The 16,347-nt window shown below is 72.2% G+C and carries 13 protein-coding genes; 4 read left to right on the top strand and 9 right to left on the bottom strand.

Annotated features, from left to right (window positions below):
- Nucleotide 1: 1 nt before the first annotated feature.
- Nucleotides 2–1,540, bottom strand: coding sequence for an aldehyde dehydrogenase family protein (locus ABZ656_RS15040; RefSeq protein ID WP_360268050.1), 1,539 nt, complete (start codon nucleotides 1,538–1,540; stop codon nucleotides 2–4).
- 233 nt (nucleotides 1,541–1,773) lie between these two features.
- On the opposite strand from ABZ656_RS15040, the gene ABZ656_RS15035 reads away from it, so the two are divergent.
- Nucleotides 1,774–2,691, top strand: coding sequence for a helix-turn-helix domain-containing GNAT family N-acetyltransferase (locus ABZ656_RS15035; protein WP_360268047.1), 918 nt, complete (start codon nucleotides 1,774–1,776; stop codon nucleotides 2,689–2,691).
- Nucleotides 2,692–2,776: 85 nt separating this feature from the next.
- Here ABZ656_RS15035 and ABZ656_RS15030 read toward each other — a convergent pair whose 3' ends face one another.
- The 4 genes from ABZ656_RS15030 to ABZ656_RS15015 form a co-directional block, all read right to left on the bottom strand.
- Nucleotides 2,777–3,706, bottom strand: a complete 930-nt coding sequence (locus tag ABZ656_RS15030; protein ID WP_360268044.1) for a hypothetical protein — start codon at nucleotides 3,704–3,706, stop codon at nucleotides 2,777–2,779.
- 320 nt (nucleotides 3,707–4,026) lie between these two features.
- Complete coding sequence (locus tag ABZ656_RS15025) at nucleotides 4,027–4,389, bottom strand: hypothetical protein (protein ID WP_101400207.1); 363 nt, start codon at nucleotides 4,387–4,389, stop codon at nucleotides 4,027–4,029.
- Nucleotides 4,382–6,085, bottom strand: a complete 1,704-nt coding sequence (locus tag ABZ656_RS15020) for a hypothetical protein (protein ID WP_360268041.1) — start codon at nucleotides 6,083–6,085, stop codon at nucleotides 4,382–4,384. The genes ABZ656_RS15025 and ABZ656_RS15020 overlap by 8 nt, the downstream gene beginning before the upstream one ends.
- A 237-nt stretch (nucleotides 6,086–6,322) precedes the next feature.
- Nucleotides 6,323–7,312 (bottom strand): malate dehydrogenase, encoded by a 990-nt coding sequence (locus ABZ656_RS15015; RefSeq protein WP_101400205.1) that lies wholly within the window; start codon nucleotides 7,310–7,312, stop codon nucleotides 6,323–6,325.
- A gap of 429 nt (nucleotides 7,313–7,741) precedes the next feature.
- Here ABZ656_RS15015 and ABZ656_RS15010 point away from each other — a divergent pair, with 429 nt between their 5' ends.
- Nucleotides 7,742–7,888, top strand: a complete 147-nt coding sequence (locus tag ABZ656_RS15010; protein WP_360268038.1) for a hypothetical protein — start codon at nucleotides 7,742–7,744, stop codon at nucleotides 7,886–7,888.
- Nucleotides 7,889–8,337: 449 nt separating this feature from the next.
- Here the strand turns inward: ABZ656_RS15010 and ABZ656_RS15005 are convergent, their stop codons facing one another.
- Together ABZ656_RS15005 and ABZ656_RS15000 are read right to left on the bottom strand one after the other, a co-directional pair.
- Entirely contained in the window at nucleotides 8,338–9,687 is a 1,350-nt protein-coding gene (locus tag ABZ656_RS15005; RefSeq protein WP_360268035.1) for an XRE family transcriptional regulator, read from the bottom strand.
- A gap of 398 nt (nucleotides 9,688–10,085) precedes the next feature.
- Nucleotides 10,086–10,865, bottom strand: a complete 780-nt coding sequence (locus ABZ656_RS15000; RefSeq protein WP_360268033.1) for a hypothetical protein — start codon at nucleotides 10,863–10,865, stop codon at nucleotides 10,086–10,088.
- Nucleotides 10,866–10,887: 22 nt separating this feature from the next.
- Between ABZ656_RS15000 and ABZ656_RS14995 the strand changes: the two genes are divergently transcribed.
- A complete protein-coding gene (locus ABZ656_RS14995; protein ID WP_360268031.1) occupies nucleotides 10,888–13,089 on the top strand; it encodes a protein kinase in 2,202 nt (733 codons plus the stop codon).
- A 95-nt stretch (nucleotides 13,090–13,184) separates the two neighbouring features.
- A complete protein-coding gene (locus ABZ656_RS14990) occupies nucleotides 13,185–13,343 on the top strand; it encodes a hypothetical protein (RefSeq protein ID WP_101896770.1) in 159 nt (52 codons plus the stop codon).
- A 12-nt stretch (nucleotides 13,344–13,355) separates the two neighbouring features.
- Here the strand turns inward: ABZ656_RS14990 and ABZ656_RS14985 are convergent, their stop codons facing one another.
- A complete protein-coding gene (locus tag ABZ656_RS14985; RefSeq protein WP_101407830.1) occupies nucleotides 13,356–14,561 on the bottom strand; it encodes a histidine kinase in 1,206 nt (401 codons plus the stop codon).
- A gap of 28 nt (nucleotides 14,562–14,589) precedes the next feature.
- Nucleotides 14,590–16,335, bottom strand: coding sequence for a cation acetate symporter (locus ABZ656_RS14980; RefSeq protein WP_360268027.1), 1,746 nt, complete (start codon nucleotides 16,333–16,335; stop codon nucleotides 14,590–14,592).
- Nucleotides 16,336–16,347: the final 12 nt, after the last annotated feature.

Here is a 16,347-nt window from a genome sequence, read left to right as displayed (position 1 = left end):
GTCACTGGGGTCGGCCCGCGAACCAGCGGACCGGCTTCGGCGCCAGGTTCTGGTAGACGTGCTTGGTCTCGCGGTACTCGGCGAGTCCCGCCGGGCCCAGTTCGCGCCCCACGCCGCTCTTCCCGAAGCCGCCCCACTCCGCCTGCGGGAGGTAGGGGTGGAAGTCGTTGATCCAGACGGTGCCGTGCCGCAGCCGTCCCGCGACGCGGCGGGCGCGGCCCGCGTCGGTGGTCCAGACGGCGCCCGCGAGCCCGTACTCGGTGTCGTTGGCGAGCGCGACGGCCTCGTCCTCGGTGCGGAAGGTCTCCACGGTCAGGACGGGCCCGAAGACCTCCTCGCGGACCACCTTCATCTCCCGGTGGCACTGGTCGAGGACGGTCGGCTCGTAGAAGTACCCGGTGGCGGGCCGTTCGGCGGACGGCTCGGGGCGCCGGCCGCCCGCCCGCAGCACCGCGCCCTCCGCGAGCGCGGAGGCGACGTACGCCTCGGTCTTCTCGCGCTGTCCTTCCGACACGAGGGGGCCGCACTCGACGCCGTCCTCGGTGCCGCGTCCGAGCCTGATCCTGCTTGCCCTGCGGGCCAGTTCGGCGACGAAGCGCTCGCGCACGGACTCCTCGACGATGAGCCGGGATCCGGCCGAGCAGACCTGGCCGCTGTGGATGAAGGCGGCGTTGAGAGCCTGGTCGACGGCGGTGTCGAAGTCCTCGTCCGTGGCGCAGGCGTCGGCGAAGACGACGTTGGGGTTCTTGCCGCCGAGCTCCAGGGCGACCTTCTTGACGCTCTCCGCTGCGGCCCGCGCCACCTTCGTGCCGCTGACCAGGCCGCCGGTGAAGGAGACGAGGTCGACGTCGGGGTGCTCGGCCAGGCGGGCGCCCACCGTGTGCCCAGGACCGGTCACGAGGCCCGCGACCCCGGCGGGGAGTCCGGCCTCGGTGAGCAGCCGTATCAGCGCGATCGTCGTCAGCGGGGTGATCTCGCTCGGCTTGACCACGAAGGCGTTCCCGGCCGCGAGGGCGGGCGCGATCTTCCAACTGGCCTGCAGAAGCGGATAGTTCCAGGGGGTGATCAACGCGCAGACACCGACGGGCTCGTGCACGACGACGCTGTGGATGTCGTCGGACCCGGCGTCGACGACCCGGCCGCCGCCCTCCCCCACGACGAGGTCGGCGAAGTACCGGAAGGCGTCCGCGACACAGTCGATGTCGACGCGCCCTTCTTCGAGGGTCTTGCCCGCGTCCCGGCTCTCCAGCAGCCCGAGCTCTTCCCGGTCCCGGACGAGGAGGTCGGCGACACGGCGCAGCAGCGCGGCGCGCTCGGCGACGGGGGTGCGGGGCCACTCCCCCGTGTCGAAGGCGAGGCGGGCGGCGGCGACGGCCGCGTCCGCGTCCCGCTCGTCACCCTCCGCGACCACGGCGAACGGCTCGGCATCCGCGGGATCGAGGATCTCGCGGGTGGCACGGGAGACGGACTCCCGCCACTCTCCACCCACATGAAGCGTCTGTTGTGCCTGCTGAGCCTGGTGCGCCTGGTGTCCGGCCATGGTCGGTGTTGCCTTCCGTTCCTGTTCCGTGCCCCTGCGTGTCCGTATGTGACACGCGTGTCGCTCTCGGGGACCGGGAGCGCATGCCCCTCGACCCGGAATGCATGCACAACCAGTGACCAAAAGTGCCCGGCGTCACTGAAAAATAGGAAGAAATACGACCAGAAACTGCAAAACGCGGGCTGAGAGTGATCGGCACCCCGGAGGTGGCTTTCTTTGACTAGAGTCAAAGGATGACTCTGTCAGTGTCAGCGGAGGATGTGCGGGCGCTGCGGCGCTTCAACCGGTACTTCACCCGGCGCATCGGAGCCCTCGACGACCACTACCTCGGACAGGACCGGCCGCTCGGCGAGGCGCGGCTGCTGTTCGAGATCGGGGACGGGGCCTCGCTGCGGGAGCTGCGCGGCCGGCTCGGCCTGGACGCCGGGTACTTGAGCCGGATGGTCCGGGCGCTTCAGGCGCAGGGGCTGGTGCGGGTGAGCGTGCCGGCCGAGGACAGCCGGCTGCGGGTCGCGAAGCTGACGCAGGCCGGGCGGGTCGAGGTCGAGGAGCAGAACCGGCGGGCCGACGCGCTGGCCGAGGGACTGCTCGGCTCCCTCGACGAGCGCCGGCGCGGCGAACTCACCGCCGCCATCACTGCCGCCGAACGGCTGCTACGGCTGGCCGCGATCACCGTCGAGCCCGTCGGCGGTGCCTCGCGCGACGCGCGCGACTGCCTCGCCGGGTACGCCGCCGACATCGACGCGCGGTTCCCGGAGGGTTTCGACCCCGCCGCCCTCGTACGGCCCGACGAGGTGTCCGGGGACTCGGGCGCCTTCCTGGTCGCGTACGAGGAAGGGCGTCCCGTGGGGTGCGGGGCGCTGCGGCGGCTCACACCGGACACCGGCGAGATCCGGCATGTGTGGGTGCGGCCCGAGGCCCGGCGGCTCGGCCTCGCCCGCCGGATCCTCGACGGACTGGAACGGGCGGCCGTCGCGCGCGGGTACGGCGTCGTACGCCTCGACACCCACGCGGTGCTCACCGAGGCACGGGCGATGTACCGGGCGTGCGGCTACACCGAGATCCCGCGCTACGACGACAACGTCTACGCCGCCCACTGGTTCGAGAAGCGGCTGCCCCGCCCGTCGGAGGATCCGAACGACAGGCCCTAGGTGTATTGATCACGAGCGTTGTTGACACCGCACTCGGCGGCCGCCCGCCAATCAGCCGCGTCGACAACGCTGCGGGTCAGTACACCTAGGTACTGCTCGCGCAGTTCGTGCCGGTGGGGCAGAAGGAGTTCAGGGCCGTGGTGAGCGGGCCGGTCATGTCCACGCCCTCGGGGCCGCTCGCGTTGATCGCGTAGAGCGTGCCGTCGGCGGCGCGGAAGCGGTGGTCGACCACGTGCGTGGCGCCCTTCTGCGGGCTGTCGTAGCGGTAGGTGACCTCCGTCCAGTCGGACCCGTTCTGCCGCTCGATGAGCCGGTACCCCGGGAGCTTCTGTGAGATCTCCTCGGCCTGGGACGACGACTCGGCCAGGGAGCTCTCCTTGACCTCGAACAGCATGAGCCTGCTGCTGCCCCCGGGGGCCGTGTACGTGACGACCGGCGCCAGCTTGCCCTGCACCTCCTCGCGCACCCAGCCGTCCGGCACGTCCACCGTGTAGCCGACCGAATCCACCGACCTGCTGTAGCCGGGCAGCGGCTCCGGGGTCGTGGGCTGCGTCGCCGGGTCGCTGGACTCGCCGGGGCCGGCGTAGGTGTCCGGACTCCCGGAGGTGTACCCGGTGTCCGGGGAAGGAACGCTCTGGGTCGCCGTGACGGTCACCGCCGGGCGCGACGGGTCCGCGCCGGTGTGCCCGGACGAGTCGTCCCTGGTCAGCGCCCACACCGCGCCTCCGACACCGCCCGCGAGGACGGCGACGGCCACGATCACCACCAGCAGCCGGCGCGAGTCCGTGGGGGCCGGCCCCCGGCCGCCGCCGGGACTCCCTCCGGGCCCGGACCACGACGGCGGCGGCAGAGGCGTCTCGGGCGGGCGCGGCGCCCCCGCCTGGGTCGCCGTCGCCCACCACTGCTGCTCCGCGTCCGGCGGCACCCCGCCACCGCCGGCCCCGCCCCTGCCCTGCCCGCCCGCACCGTCGTCGTCGACCCACCGCTGGCGGTCCTCGTCCCACCGTTGCGCCACCTCGTCACCCCGTTCCCACTAGGTCCTGTCGTCAAATTCCCGTCGTCGCCCGGAGGGCGGCTCCGCGGCGTCAGGTGCGTGCTCTCGGCGTGCCGGGCCCTGACCCTCGTACTGGATGTACTCGGGTCTGGGCCCGGTGCGGCGAGAGTGCGTGCATGGCGTCGCGGGGCAGGCGGGAATTTGACGACAGGGCCTAGACCGATCCCGCCCCGACCGCTGGGACCTGTCGTTCGGATCAGGCCTGGGCCGCGGGGTCTGGCACGCACACCGGCACCGATCAAGCCCCGTCTCCTGAAACGACCTGATCCAAACGACAGGCCCTATCCGGCCAGCTGCGCGATCACCTGCACCACGGCCGCCGTCGACGCCAGCCCCGCCACGGCCGCGGCGGCGGTCTCCAGGCGCATCCGCAGCCGGCCGAGCCGCGCCTGGTCCGCCTGGCCCGATCTCTCGATCTCCCCCTGCACCACGGCCAGTTCGCCGTCGAGCCCGGTCGTGTCGTCGGTCTCCGTGAGCAGCCGCAGATGCTCACGCAGTGTGCGGACGGCCTCCAGGAGCGCCACGGTCGTCTCGTCGGCGCCGGCCGCGGGCGGCGCCTCGTGATAGTTCGCGGTGCCGTGGTCGCCGAAGTTCACCGCACTGCGCGTGATCCGGTCGACCCGCCCGCCCGAGCCCTCAGTCATCCCTGTTCCCCTCGTTGTACGACGCGCCCCCACTGCCCATGGAGACGGCGCTCTTGCTGATCCGGCCCACCGCGGTGCCACCGCTCATCTGCCCGATGAACTGGCCGCCCGCGGCCACGTTGAAGATGTTCTGCTCGAAGCTGCCCGTCTCGCAGCCGCTGCGCCGCAGCGCCTCACGCACCCCGCTCGCGATGCGGTCCTCGACGGTCTTGATGTAACGGCTGACGTCCATCTCCTGGAACAGGGACAGCCGGTCGGTGCTGCCCATCTCCCGCACGGACACCAACGGGGCGTCCGGCGGGGCCTGTTCGGGCCGGGCCAGCCAGGTGCGCAGGCACTGGGCGAGGGTGCGCAGCATGGAGAACCCGGCCACCACACCCGTCGACGGGGCGGACAGCACCGTCCGCAGCACCTCGCGCCCCGTCGCGCCTTCGCCGGAGGCCGCGATGAAGTCGACGCGCCGGTACTCCTCGAAGATCGGCCCCAGCACGTGCGGTACGACTTCCAGGACCAGCATCCCGCCCTGCGTGTGGACGCGGACCAGCACCGAGACCACGACCTGCTCGTCCCAGGCACCGACCCTGACGCGCAGGAAGTGACGGCGCGCCTCGCCGCCCTCGTCCACCGCCCCGTCCAGGTGCAGCCGGGCCGACGACGGCTCGTACACGCCCTGGTTGCGGCCCACGCCGTACGGCAGGTAGACGAACTCCTCGACCTCCAGGTCCTTGAGCCGGTCCCGGCTGGTGCGCGCGGCGGACTCCCGCAGCGCCTCCAGCTTCGGTACGACCAGGTCGAGGATCTGCCGGTTGGTCAACTGCACCGGCGGGCGGTGCCCGTTCGCCGAACCGTCGCCTGTCTGCTCGGGCAGCTTGCCGTTCAGGCCGTCGAACGGCTTCTTGGCGGGGGTGATCTCCATCGCGAACGACCAGGGCTCGTACGGCTTTCCCGCGCCGACGAACGGCCGGTGGGCGTCGTAGAGCGCCACGGACGCGTGCTGCTCCCAGGTGACGGCCCGCGCGACCCGGAGCTGACGCTCACTGCCCATGGGCAGTGCCACGGACGTACGGGCGAAGGCGTCCCTGGAGAGTTCGACGCTCATGACCGCGGCCACCTGGGAGCGGTGGGCACCGATCACGAAGGTGAGCAGGAGCGGGAAGATCACCAGAAAGGGGTCGTGCAGCAACTGGGTGAGGGCGTAGACCCAGTAGGCGATCTCCGCGGCGCGCGCCATGAAGGTGAGTCCCCAGGCGGTCGCCCTGCGCGGCAGACGCAGCCGGGCGGACTCGTCCCGGCTCGCGGCGTACATGCTCATGCCCCACCCGGACGCGGCCCGCGCGGACCACAGCAGAAAGCAGACGGCGGCGTAGAAGAACACCGCGAGGGCGCCGAACGCCTGCGCGAAGCCCTGGGCCCCCGCGTCCGCGACGCCGGTGGCCGCCCGGACCATCTCCACCAGGAAGAACACGATCCAGATGGCCAGCAGCCCGAGCCCGGTCAGGGCCTCCCTGCGGCGCGCCCGCAGCGCGTGCGCCAGCACGGCGACGACGTCGACACCGAGGGACGGCGCCGCGGGCCGCTCCTCGTGCCCTATGAGTTCGTCGATGACCCGTGCCCGGAACACGGTGTCCAGATGTACTCCGGCACACAACAGCCGTGTCGCCTCGCTGTGTGCGTACCGTCTCTCCGATTCCGTCACTGGGACCACCCCCGTGTGTCTCCCCCGGTCGCGCCCCAGCTCTCTTGAGCAGCCCTGCGCTCCCCTACCGGACCGTACGTCACGACGATAGCGAGAGTTACTCCCCGTGCACCCTCGCATACAGCGAGAAAGCACGTACGTTCGATGCGTACTTTCTGTACGCATGCGTCGGCCCCGCCCGGGACACTTCCCGGACGGGGCCGATGAGTTGCGAGTGACTCAGGTGAGTCGGGTACGTCAGATCAGACCGAGACCGCGGACCGCGTCGCGCTCCTCCTCGAGCTCCTTGACGGAGGCGTCGATACGGGCGCGGGAGAACTCGTTGATGTCCAGGCCCTGGACGATCTCGTACTGCCCGTCCTTGGTGGTGACGGGGAAGGAGGAGATGATCCCCTCGGGCACGCCGTAGGAACCGTCCGACGGGATACCCATGGAGGTCCAGTCACCGTCGGCGGTGCCGTTGACCCAGGTGTACACGTGGTCGATGGCGGCGTTGGCGGCGGAGGCGGCGGAGGACGCGCCGCGGGCCTCGATGATCGCGGCACCGCGCTTGGCGACGGTCGGGATGAAGTCCTCGGCGAGCCACTTCTCGTCGTTCACGACCTCGGCGGCGTTCTTGCCGGCGACCGTGGCGTGGAAGATGTCCGGGTACTGGGTGGCGGAGTGGTTGCCCCAGATGGTGAGGCGCTTGATGTCCGCGACCGTGGTACCGGTCTTCTTCGCGAGCTGGGTCAGCGCGCGGTTGTGGTCCAGGCGGGTCATCGCGGTGAAGCGCTCTGCCGGTACGTCCGGGGCGGCGGCCTGGGCGATGAGGGCGTTGGTGTTGGCCGGGTTGCCCACGACGAGGACCTTGATGTCGTCCGCGGCGTTGTCGTTGATGGCCTTGCCCTGCGGCTTGAAGATGCCACCGTTGGCGGAGAGCAGGTCACCGCGCTCCATGCCCTTGGTACGGGGGCGGGCGCCGACGAGCAGACCGACGTTGGTGCCGTCGAAGGCGACGTTCGGGTCGTCAGTGATGTCGATGCCCGCGAGCAGCGGGAAGGCGCAGTCGTCGAGCTCCATCGCGGTGCCCTCGGCGGCCTTCAGCGCCGGCGTGATCTCCAGGAGGCGCAGCTTGACCGGCACGTCCGCGCCGAGCAGCTGGCCGGAGGCGATGCGGAAGAGCAGGGCGTAACCGATCTGGCCGGCCGCGCCGGTGACGGTGACGTTCACGGGAGTGCGGGTCATGGCGTTCTCCGTATGACAGCAGGCGGTGGGGCGTCCCTGCCCCGGGGTGCAGGATCGTCCCCTGCGTCCACCGCAATGATCGATCAAAGGAACCGATGATCGATCTCTCGGCGTCAAGAGAGATCCGCCGTCAGGCTATCGCGCATCCAGGATCCCGGACGGCCGGGTCCCGTGTGGCCCAGCCCACAACCCCCCGGCCGGGCGGCCGCCGGTCCGGAAGAGGATGACACGACGGCCGCCGTCGGGGTGACCGGCCGGGGCCGGATCCCGTGGGGGTACGGTGCGCCTGCCCCAACGGCGCCGGAACATTCCTGGGGCTCGGATTTCGGGGGTGGGTTCTCCGACTGCGGGTGAGCGGGGGTTGCCCGCGCAGTTCCTCGCGCCCCTGAGGCGGGGCTACGCCCCGAAACCCCGCCCGCCTGTTGTCTTTTGGCCGACGGTTGGTGGGGGCTGGGCGCGCAGTTCCTCGCGCCCCTGAGGGGCGCGGCCCGTCCGGCGTTCGAGGACGAGGCCGGAGACCGAACCCCCACCCACCCCGCCTACCCCGGCCACGCCTTCAACCCGCCCGACGCCTGAGGACAAGGCCAGAGACCGACACCCCACCCACCCCGACCGCGCCTTCAACCCGACCGACGCCAGAGGACAAGGCCAGACACCGACACCCCACCCACCCCGACCGCGCCTCCAGCCCGACCGACGCCAGAGGACAAGGCCAGACACCGACACCCCACCCCACCCCGACCGCGCCTCCAGCCCGACCGACGCCAGAGGACAAGGCCAGACACCGACACCCCACCCACCCCGACCGCGCCTTCAACCCGACCGACGCCAGAGGACAAGGCCAGACACCGACACCCCACCCACCCCGACCGCGCCTTCAGCCCGTTCGGCGTTTGAGGACGAGGCCGTTCAGGCCGACAGGGGGTCTGGGGGCGGAGCCCCCTGGGATGGGGCGGGGAGGGACGGCGGGGGCGAGAGACCGTGTTGTACGTGCCCACCCGCCCCAGCCGAGTCCCCGGGCTAATTCACTTCGTGCAGCCCTTCTGGCCCGATTTCAACGTGACGCACGCCTTCGCCTCGGCGGCGTCCTTGACGGCGATCATCGGGGTGTACGCATCGGTGGCATTGCCGACGGTCCCGGTCTGCTTGGCAGCGGTACCGGCCGCCACCTGCACCGAGTCACCGATCACGGCCTGGGTGATGCGGGCCCAGGCCGCGGCACAGGTCTTGCTGTAGCGCACCTCGACGAGGGTCGTACCGACGGTGATGCTGGTGCTGGTCGTCGCCAGTTGCCCACCGCACCCCATGTTCTCCGGGTCCTTGCCCGTGCAGCCGGCGCCACTGCACTTCACCCCCGCCGGCAGATCGGGATTGGCCGAGGCGGACGTCGAGGGTGTCCTGGGCGCACTCTGCGCCTTCTTGCTGTCGCCGCCCCCGGTGAAGTACACGGCCGCGGCTATCACCACGAGCGCACCCACAACCCCCGCGAGGAACATCGCCAGCCGCCGCTTACGCCGCGCCGCCGCGTCCGCGGATCCCCCCACGGGCGCCCCCGGCCCACCGGTATCGACAGGCCCGGCCGGACCCGCAGAACCACCCGGCCCCGCAGAACCCGCCGGACCCGAAGGACCCGCAGAACCCCCCGATCCCGCAGCCCCCGCCGGACCCGAAGGACCCGCAGAACCCCCCGATCCCGCAGCCCCCGCCGGAGTCGACGGCCCGTACCGCCCCCCGTCACCGGACGGCGTGGCGACGACCCCCCAGCCCCCGCCACGCGAGCCCCCACCGGACGAAGGTCCACCCGAAGGCCCGCCCGAAGAGGACCCGCCGTACCCGGCACCCTCGCGCGCCCCACCCCCGAGCGACGACGAAGAGCCGTACGACGAGTCCTCCACCTCCGTGGCGGACGGCTGCGGCGGCACCGTCGGCGACACCCCCGCGGGCCCGGCGATCCCCGGCGTGATGCCGGGCGTCGCGGTCGCGCTGCCGCCCTTGCGGGCCTGCTTGCCGTTGCTCCCCTTCGCCGGGGACGCCCCGAACTCCCCCAGCGCGGCGCGCGCCTGGGAGATCCGGATCGCTTCCATGGTCATGTCGTGGCGCATCTCCGAGCGGCTCCACGCACGCTCGGCCAGCTCCCACATGGTCGTCAGATGGATGGGATTGGTCCCGGTCACCTCGGCCAGGGCGACGATCGCGCCCTTGGGCGCGAGCAGCCGACCGTTGAGGTACCGCTCCCAGGACGTCTTGCTGTAGCCCGTACGGTCGGCCACCGCGGCGATGCCCAGCCCGCTCCGGTCGACCAGCCGACGCAGCTGGCTGGCGAACTCCCTGACCTGCGGATCGAGTTCATCCGGCAAGTCCCTCCAACGAGGCATTACTGCTCCCCCCTGCTTCTTTCCCCCCGTACGTGCCTGACTGTTCCCCCGCGTGTTCGGCACCCCTGCGCCGAGTCCCCCCGGCCCCCGACGGTCCCCGTTCTGGCTACCCACAGGGATGCGATCGGTCAGGATCTCAGTTCCCGGGATGGGGGCGCACGGGAGCATTCGGGCCCGGGCATGCACCGTTGCACGCCCCGCGGGCTGCGGCCCATTGTCCCATCGACGTCATGGCCGCCAATCGGACCCTCGTCCTCCGCAACAGGACGTCCGGTACCGTCCCGATTGGCCACGCTAACCGGGTTGTTGGGACGGATCAGGGTAAATCCTTGAACTTGTCAAGACATCGACACAACGGGAACACAGGCGTGACCTCACCCGTCACGAGAACACTCAGCTCACCCGAGGGTGACGGCACCCACGACGGCGGCGAGGAGGAGGACGACGGCGAGCAGGGCCGCGTAGAGGAGGAGGCGGGGCGTACGGGACACGGGGGGCCGCCGGGACGATTCCTCGTCGAGCAGGTCCCACCACGGGAGCGTGGGGTCCTCCTCGTAGCCGTCACGGCCGCGCGCGGTGGGAACGGCGTACGCGGCGGGGACGGCGGCTTCGGCGCCGGGAGCAGGTTCACCGCCGGGGACGGAGACGGGACCGGTGACGGGACCGCCCGCCGGTACCCGTACGGGCGGCACGGGCGGCACGGGCGGCACTAACGGAACGGGCGGCACGAACGGAACGGGCTCGGATCCCGGGACGACCCAGCCGACGCCGTCCGGCGGCGCGTCGTCCGGCAGCGCCTCGCCGTCCGACAGCGGCACCGGTTCGGGTGCCCCTACGGACACCGCCACCCCCACAGCCACGAAAACCGCCACACCCACAGACACCCCACCAGACACGAGCGGCGGCACGGGCGGCGGCACGACTTCGACCCCGCCGCACACCTCTCCGCCCGGTTCACCGACGAGCGGTGCCCCGACCACCGCCTCGGCCACTGCCCCGACCGTGCCGACGACCGAACCGACCTCGCACGAACCGACCTCGGCCAAACCCACCGTCAGCAGCGCGCCGCCGACGAGTGAGCCCGTGTCGAGCACACCGCCCGCCCCGGCCGACCCGGGTACGAGCGACTCCGCGCCCGGTGCGCCCACCGAGAGCGCGGTCTGACCCGCGTACGGCAACGCAGAACCCGGGGGCAACCGGATGACAGCAGGATCAGCGCAGTCGGGAGTGGGCCGGATCATCAACGGCCGGTATCTGCTTCTGAAGCAGGTCGGCTCCGGCGGGATGGGCCATGTCTGGCTCGCCCACGACCAGCGGCTCGACTGCGACGTGGCGCTCAAGGAGATCAGGTTCCGCGATGTCCGGGAAGGGAGCGAGGAGCGCGAGTCGCGGATCGCGCGCGCCCGCGCCGAGGCCCGGCACGCGGCGGTGCTGCGCGGCCATCCGCACGTGGTGACGGTCCACGACGTCCTGGAGCACGACGGCCTGCCGTGGATCGTGATGGAGTACGTGGCGGGTGCGGAGGACCTGCGGGCCTGGCTCGCCCGGCGCGGCCCGCTGGCCCCCGACGAGTGCGCCCGCGTCGGCCTCGCGGTGCTGGACGCGCTGACCGCCGGGCACGAGCGCGGCATCATGCACCGGGACGTCAAACCGGCCAACATCCTGCTCGCCCCTGACCGCGCGGGCACCCCCGGCGCGCGCATCCTCCTCACCGACTACGGCGTCTCGGTCCAGCCGGACTCCCCCGAGACCCGCTGGACCCGTACCTCCGTCCTGGTCGGCACGGCCGGCTATCTGGCCCCGGAGCGGGCGCAGGGCGGGCAGCCGACCGCGGCATCCGACCTGTTCTCGCTGGGCTGCACCCTGTACTTCGGTCTTGAGGGCCACGGCCCCTTCGACCGCGACAGCCACCTCGGAGCGCTCGCCGCGGTGGTCGCGGAGGAGGCACCGCCGTCCCGGCGAGCCGGCGCGCTGGGGCCGATCATCGACGCGCTGCTGGTCAAGGACCCCGCCCTGCGGATCTCCGCGGAGCGGACGGCGGCGGCCCTGGCCCGGATCATCCTGCCCGAGCCCCATCCGCCGACCCAGGTCGACACCGGCTCGCAGCCTGCGTGGGCGGGGCTCGTCACCTCCGACGGGCCCGGGGGTCCGGCGCCACCGGGACGGACCCCCGGTGGCCTGTCCCGGGACCACGACTACGCGCCGCCCGCACACGACCAGAGCCCGTCCCCCGCCCGGGGCCAGGGCCTGGCACCGCCCGCCCAGGATCCGGGGCCGGCCGCCCCCGGCCGGGAGCAGAGCTCGGTGGGACAGGACCGGGACCAGGGTTTCGCGGCGCCGGGTTCGTACGTCCCCACGGCCCAGGCCTCTACCGCCCCGGCGCAGCACGCGGCGTACGCACCCATGGCGCAGGCAGCCGGCAGCCGTGCCGGTGCCCCGGCCGCGTACGCCCCTCGCCCGGGCCAGGGTTTCGGTCCGCCGACCCCGCACCCCCCGCGGCCCGGCGCCGGTTTCGGTCCGCCCAGCTACATGGGACCCGCCGCACCCGCCCCGGACCGCGGTGGGCGGCGCGGCAAGCGGACGCTGCTTCTCCAGGTGGGCGCGGCGCTGCTCCTCGCGCTGTCGCTGACGGCGGGAGTGCTCTGGGGCGTGGCCCGGTACGGCAGGACGCAGACGCCCATAGCCCCGTACGGCGCCCAGGTCGGGCTCTCCGCACCTCTCAAGAAGGGCGACTGCGTACTGAGCGACCCGTCCCCCGCACCGTCCTCGGGTACCCCGCGTCTGCAACTGGATCCGAGCTGTGGAGCGCTGCGCCCCGACGGGCAGGTGATGGAGCTGTACAAGGCCCGCTCCTTCGAGGAGGCCGGCAGCGACGGACCGGACCGGTGCGCGGAGCGGACGAAGGCGACCGCCGACAAACTCGCCTGGCACGTCCAGAGCCTGGCCGTGGTGCCCACCCGCGAGGGCTTCGACGCCACCGGCGGCAACGTCGCATGCCTGCTGGTCGGGAAGCACGGTCCGGTGTACGGCAGGCTCGGCGGCCTCCGCCCGTACGGGATGGTGTTCGAGGACGCGACCCAGATGCAGCAGGGCGACTGCCTCGGCCATGCCCGCGGGGACGCGAGCGAATACACCCACTACGAGCTCGTCTCCTGCGACCAGGACCATGTGGGCCGGGTCTTCCGGATCACGCACCTCACCACCCTCATGCCCAAGAAGGAGGCCGATGAGCAGGCGAACGCGCGGTGCGGGGCCGACGCCCCGCCGCAGCGACTCGGCTATCCCGCCGACACCTATGTGAGTCATGGCCTGCGCAGCACAGGACTGTGGAGGAAGGGGTACTACCTGGTGGTCTGCAGCATCGAGCGTCTGGACAAGGCCCTCATGCACGGAGGCGAGTAGCCCACCCGGCTCTGGCGAACCTCGTCCCTTCGGGTGAAAATGGGCGCAGGCCACGGCCCGCGTCGCGGACCCCGCCGGGAGAAGGGTGTAATGCGATGCCCGGTTCGACGAAGGCGATGGGGGTGCTCACCGTCGGCGGGCTCGTCATGGTGACGGCCTATACGGTGGCGCTCGGCAGCAACGGCTGGCTGTGGTTCGGCTGGGTGGTGCTCGGCCTGCTCACGATCGCGATGGTGGCCTCGCGCAACGCCTGACGTGCGCGCGGGTCACTCCCTGGGGAGCCGTCCCGCCGAGTGCACCCCCGGCTGGTACTTCGGCAGCCGGGCGGTGATCTTCATGCCCGCTCCCACGGCGGTCTCGATGACGAGGCCGTACTCGTCCCCGTACACCTGGCGCAGCCGGTCGTCGACGTTGGACAGCCCGATGCCGCCGGAGGGGCTCACCTCCCCGGCGAGGATGCGGCGCAGCCGGTCGGGGTCCATTCCGGTGCCGTTGTCCTCGATCACGACCAGCGCCTCGGCGCCCGCGTCCTGGGCGGTGATGCTGATGTGGCTCTTGTCGGTCTTGCCCTCCAGCCCGTGTTTGACGGCGTTCTCCACGAGTGGTTGGAGGCACAGGAAGGGCAGCGCGACCGGCAGTACCTCGGGGGCGATCTGCAGGGTGACCGAGAGACGGTCCCCGAAGCGGGCTCTGACCAGTGCCAAGTAGTGGTCGATGGCGTGCAGTTCGTCGGCGAGCGTGGTGAAATCGCCGTGCCTGCGGAACGAGTAGCGGGTGAAGTCGGCGAATTCCAGGAGCAGTTCGCGGGCGCGCTCGGGGTCGGTGCGGACGAACGAGGCGATCACCGCGAGCGAGTTGAAGATGAAGTGCGGGGATATCTGGGCGCGCAGGGCCTTGATCTCGGCCTCGATCAGACGGGTGCGGGACTGGTCGAGGTCGGCGAGTTCCAGTTGCACGGAGACCCAGCGGGCGACCTCGCCCGCGGCCCGGACGAGGACGGCGGACTCACGGGGCGCGCAGGCGACGAGCGCTCCGTGGACGCGGTCGTCGACGGTGAGCGGTGCGACGACGGCCCAGCGCAAAGAGCAGTCGGGCTCGTCGCACTTCAGCCGGAAGGCCTCCCCGCGGCCGGTCTCCAAGGGGCCGCCGAGCCGTTCCATGATCTCGGTGCGGTGGTGCTCCCCCAGGCCGTCCCAGGCGAGGACGGTGTCCTGGTCGGTGAGGCACAGGGCGTCCGTGCCGAGCAGGGTGCGCAGTCGGCGGGCGGACTTGCGGGCGGTCTCCCCGGTCAGACCCGCGCGCAGTGGGGGCGCGGCCAGCGAGGCGGTGTGCAGGGTCTCGAAGGTGGCGTGTTCGACGGGGGTGCCGAGGCCGCCGAGGTTCTCAGGCCGCGCGGTGCGCCTGCCGAGCCAGAACCCGGCGGCGAGCAGCGGAAGCACGGCGACGCAGAGGCCCGCCAGGAATCCGCTCACGCCGTCACCGCCCCGCTCGACGATCCGCTCACGCCCTGGCCTCCCCGCGTGCGTCGGCGTCCGCGCGCCTGTCTCCTCCGGCCAGTTCTTCCGGCAGGTGGAACCGGGCCAGGATCGCCGCCGTCCCGGCCGGCACCCGTCCGGCCGTGGCCAGCGACACCAGGACCATGGTGAGGAACCCGAGCGGCACCGACCAGAGCGCTGGCCAGGCGAGCAGTGCGTGCAGCGCGCCCGAGCCCGGGTAGCCCGCCATGGTCGCCGCGACGGCGACGAAGGCCCCGCCGCCGCCGACGAGCATTCCGGCCGCCGCGCCCGGCGGGGTCAGCCGCCGCCACCAGATGCCGAGGACCAGCAGCGGGCAGAAGGAGGACGCGGACACGGCGAAGGCGAGTCCGACGGCGTCGGCGACGGGCAGTCCGCCGACGATCACGCTCGCCGCGAGCGGCACCACCATGGCGAGTACGGTGCCCAGCCGGAAGTGGCGTACACCGCGCGAGGGCAGCACGTCCTGGGTGAGCACCCCGGCCACCGCCATGGTCAGTCCGGACGCGGTCGACAGGAACGCCGCGAAGGCCCCGCCCGCCACCAGCGCGCCCAGGAGATCCGCGCCGAGCCCGCCGATCACGCGGTCGGGCAGCAGCAGGACGGCGGCGTCGGCGTTCCCGGTGAGGCTCAGTTCGGGGGCGTACAGGCGGCCGAGCGCCCCGTAGACGGGCGGCAGCAGGTAGAACGCGCCGATCAGGCCGAGGACGGCGACCGTGGTGCGGCGGGCCGCGACGCCGTGCGGGCTGGTGTAGAAGCGGACGACGACGTGCGGCAGTCCCATCGTGCCGAGGAAGGTGGCGAGGATCAGTCCGTACGTGGCGTACAGCGGGCGTTCCTCGCGGCCCGCCGCCAGCGAGGTCGACATGCCGCCGTTGCTGCCCCGGTCGGCGGCCGGGACGGGGTCGCCCTTGGCGAAGGTCAGCCGGGTGCCGCGCTCGATGTGGTGGACGCCCGCTGGGAGTCGGAGCCGCTCGCCGTCATAGCGGTGGCCGTCGACCGTGCCGGTGGCCGTGACGCCCAGCGGGTCCGAGAGCTTCAGGTCGAGGCTGTCGTCGACGCGGACGACGCGCTGCTCGCGGAAGGTCGCGGGTTCGGCGAAGGCCTGGCGCGGGGCGCCGTCGGCCTGCCAGGCGAGGACCAGGAAGAGTGCGGGGACCAGCAGGGCTGTGAGTTTCAGCCAGTACTGGAAGGCCTGCACGAAGGTGATGCTGCGCATGCCTCCGGCGGCGACGGTGGCGACCACGACGACCGCGACGAGCACCCCGCCGAACCAGTCGGGCGCGTCGGTCAGTACGGCCAACGTCAGCCCGGCGCCCTGTAGTTGGGGCAGCAGGTACAGCCAGCCGACCCCGACCACGAAGGCACCGGCGAGGCGTCGCACGGCCGGTGAGCCGAGGCGCGCCTCCGCGAAGTCGGGCAGGGTGTACGCGCCGGAGCGGCGCAGCGGGGCCGCGACGAACAGGAGCAGTACGAGATAGCCGGCCGTGTAGCCGACGGGGTACCAGAGCATGTCGGGGCCCTGGACGAGGACGAGGCCCGCGATGCCGAGGAAGGAGGCGGCGGAGAGGTACTCGCCGCTGATCGCGGCCGCGTTGAGCCGGGGGCCCACGGTGCGTGAGGCGACGTAGAAGTCGGAGGTGGTCCGGGAGATGCGCAGGCCGAACGCGCCGACCAGGACGGTCGCCACGACGACGAGGGCGACGGCGGGGACGGCGTAGTTCTGATTCACGGCTCAGCGGTC

Origin of the sequence: Streptomyces sp. NPDC007095, assembly GCF_040634475.1 — a bacterium.
GTDB lineage: Bacteria > Actinomycetota > Actinomycetes > Streptomycetales > Streptomycetaceae > Streptomyces.
Note: the sequence above shows the minus strand (reverse complement) of the source record. Positions and strands in the feature narration are given on the sequence as shown.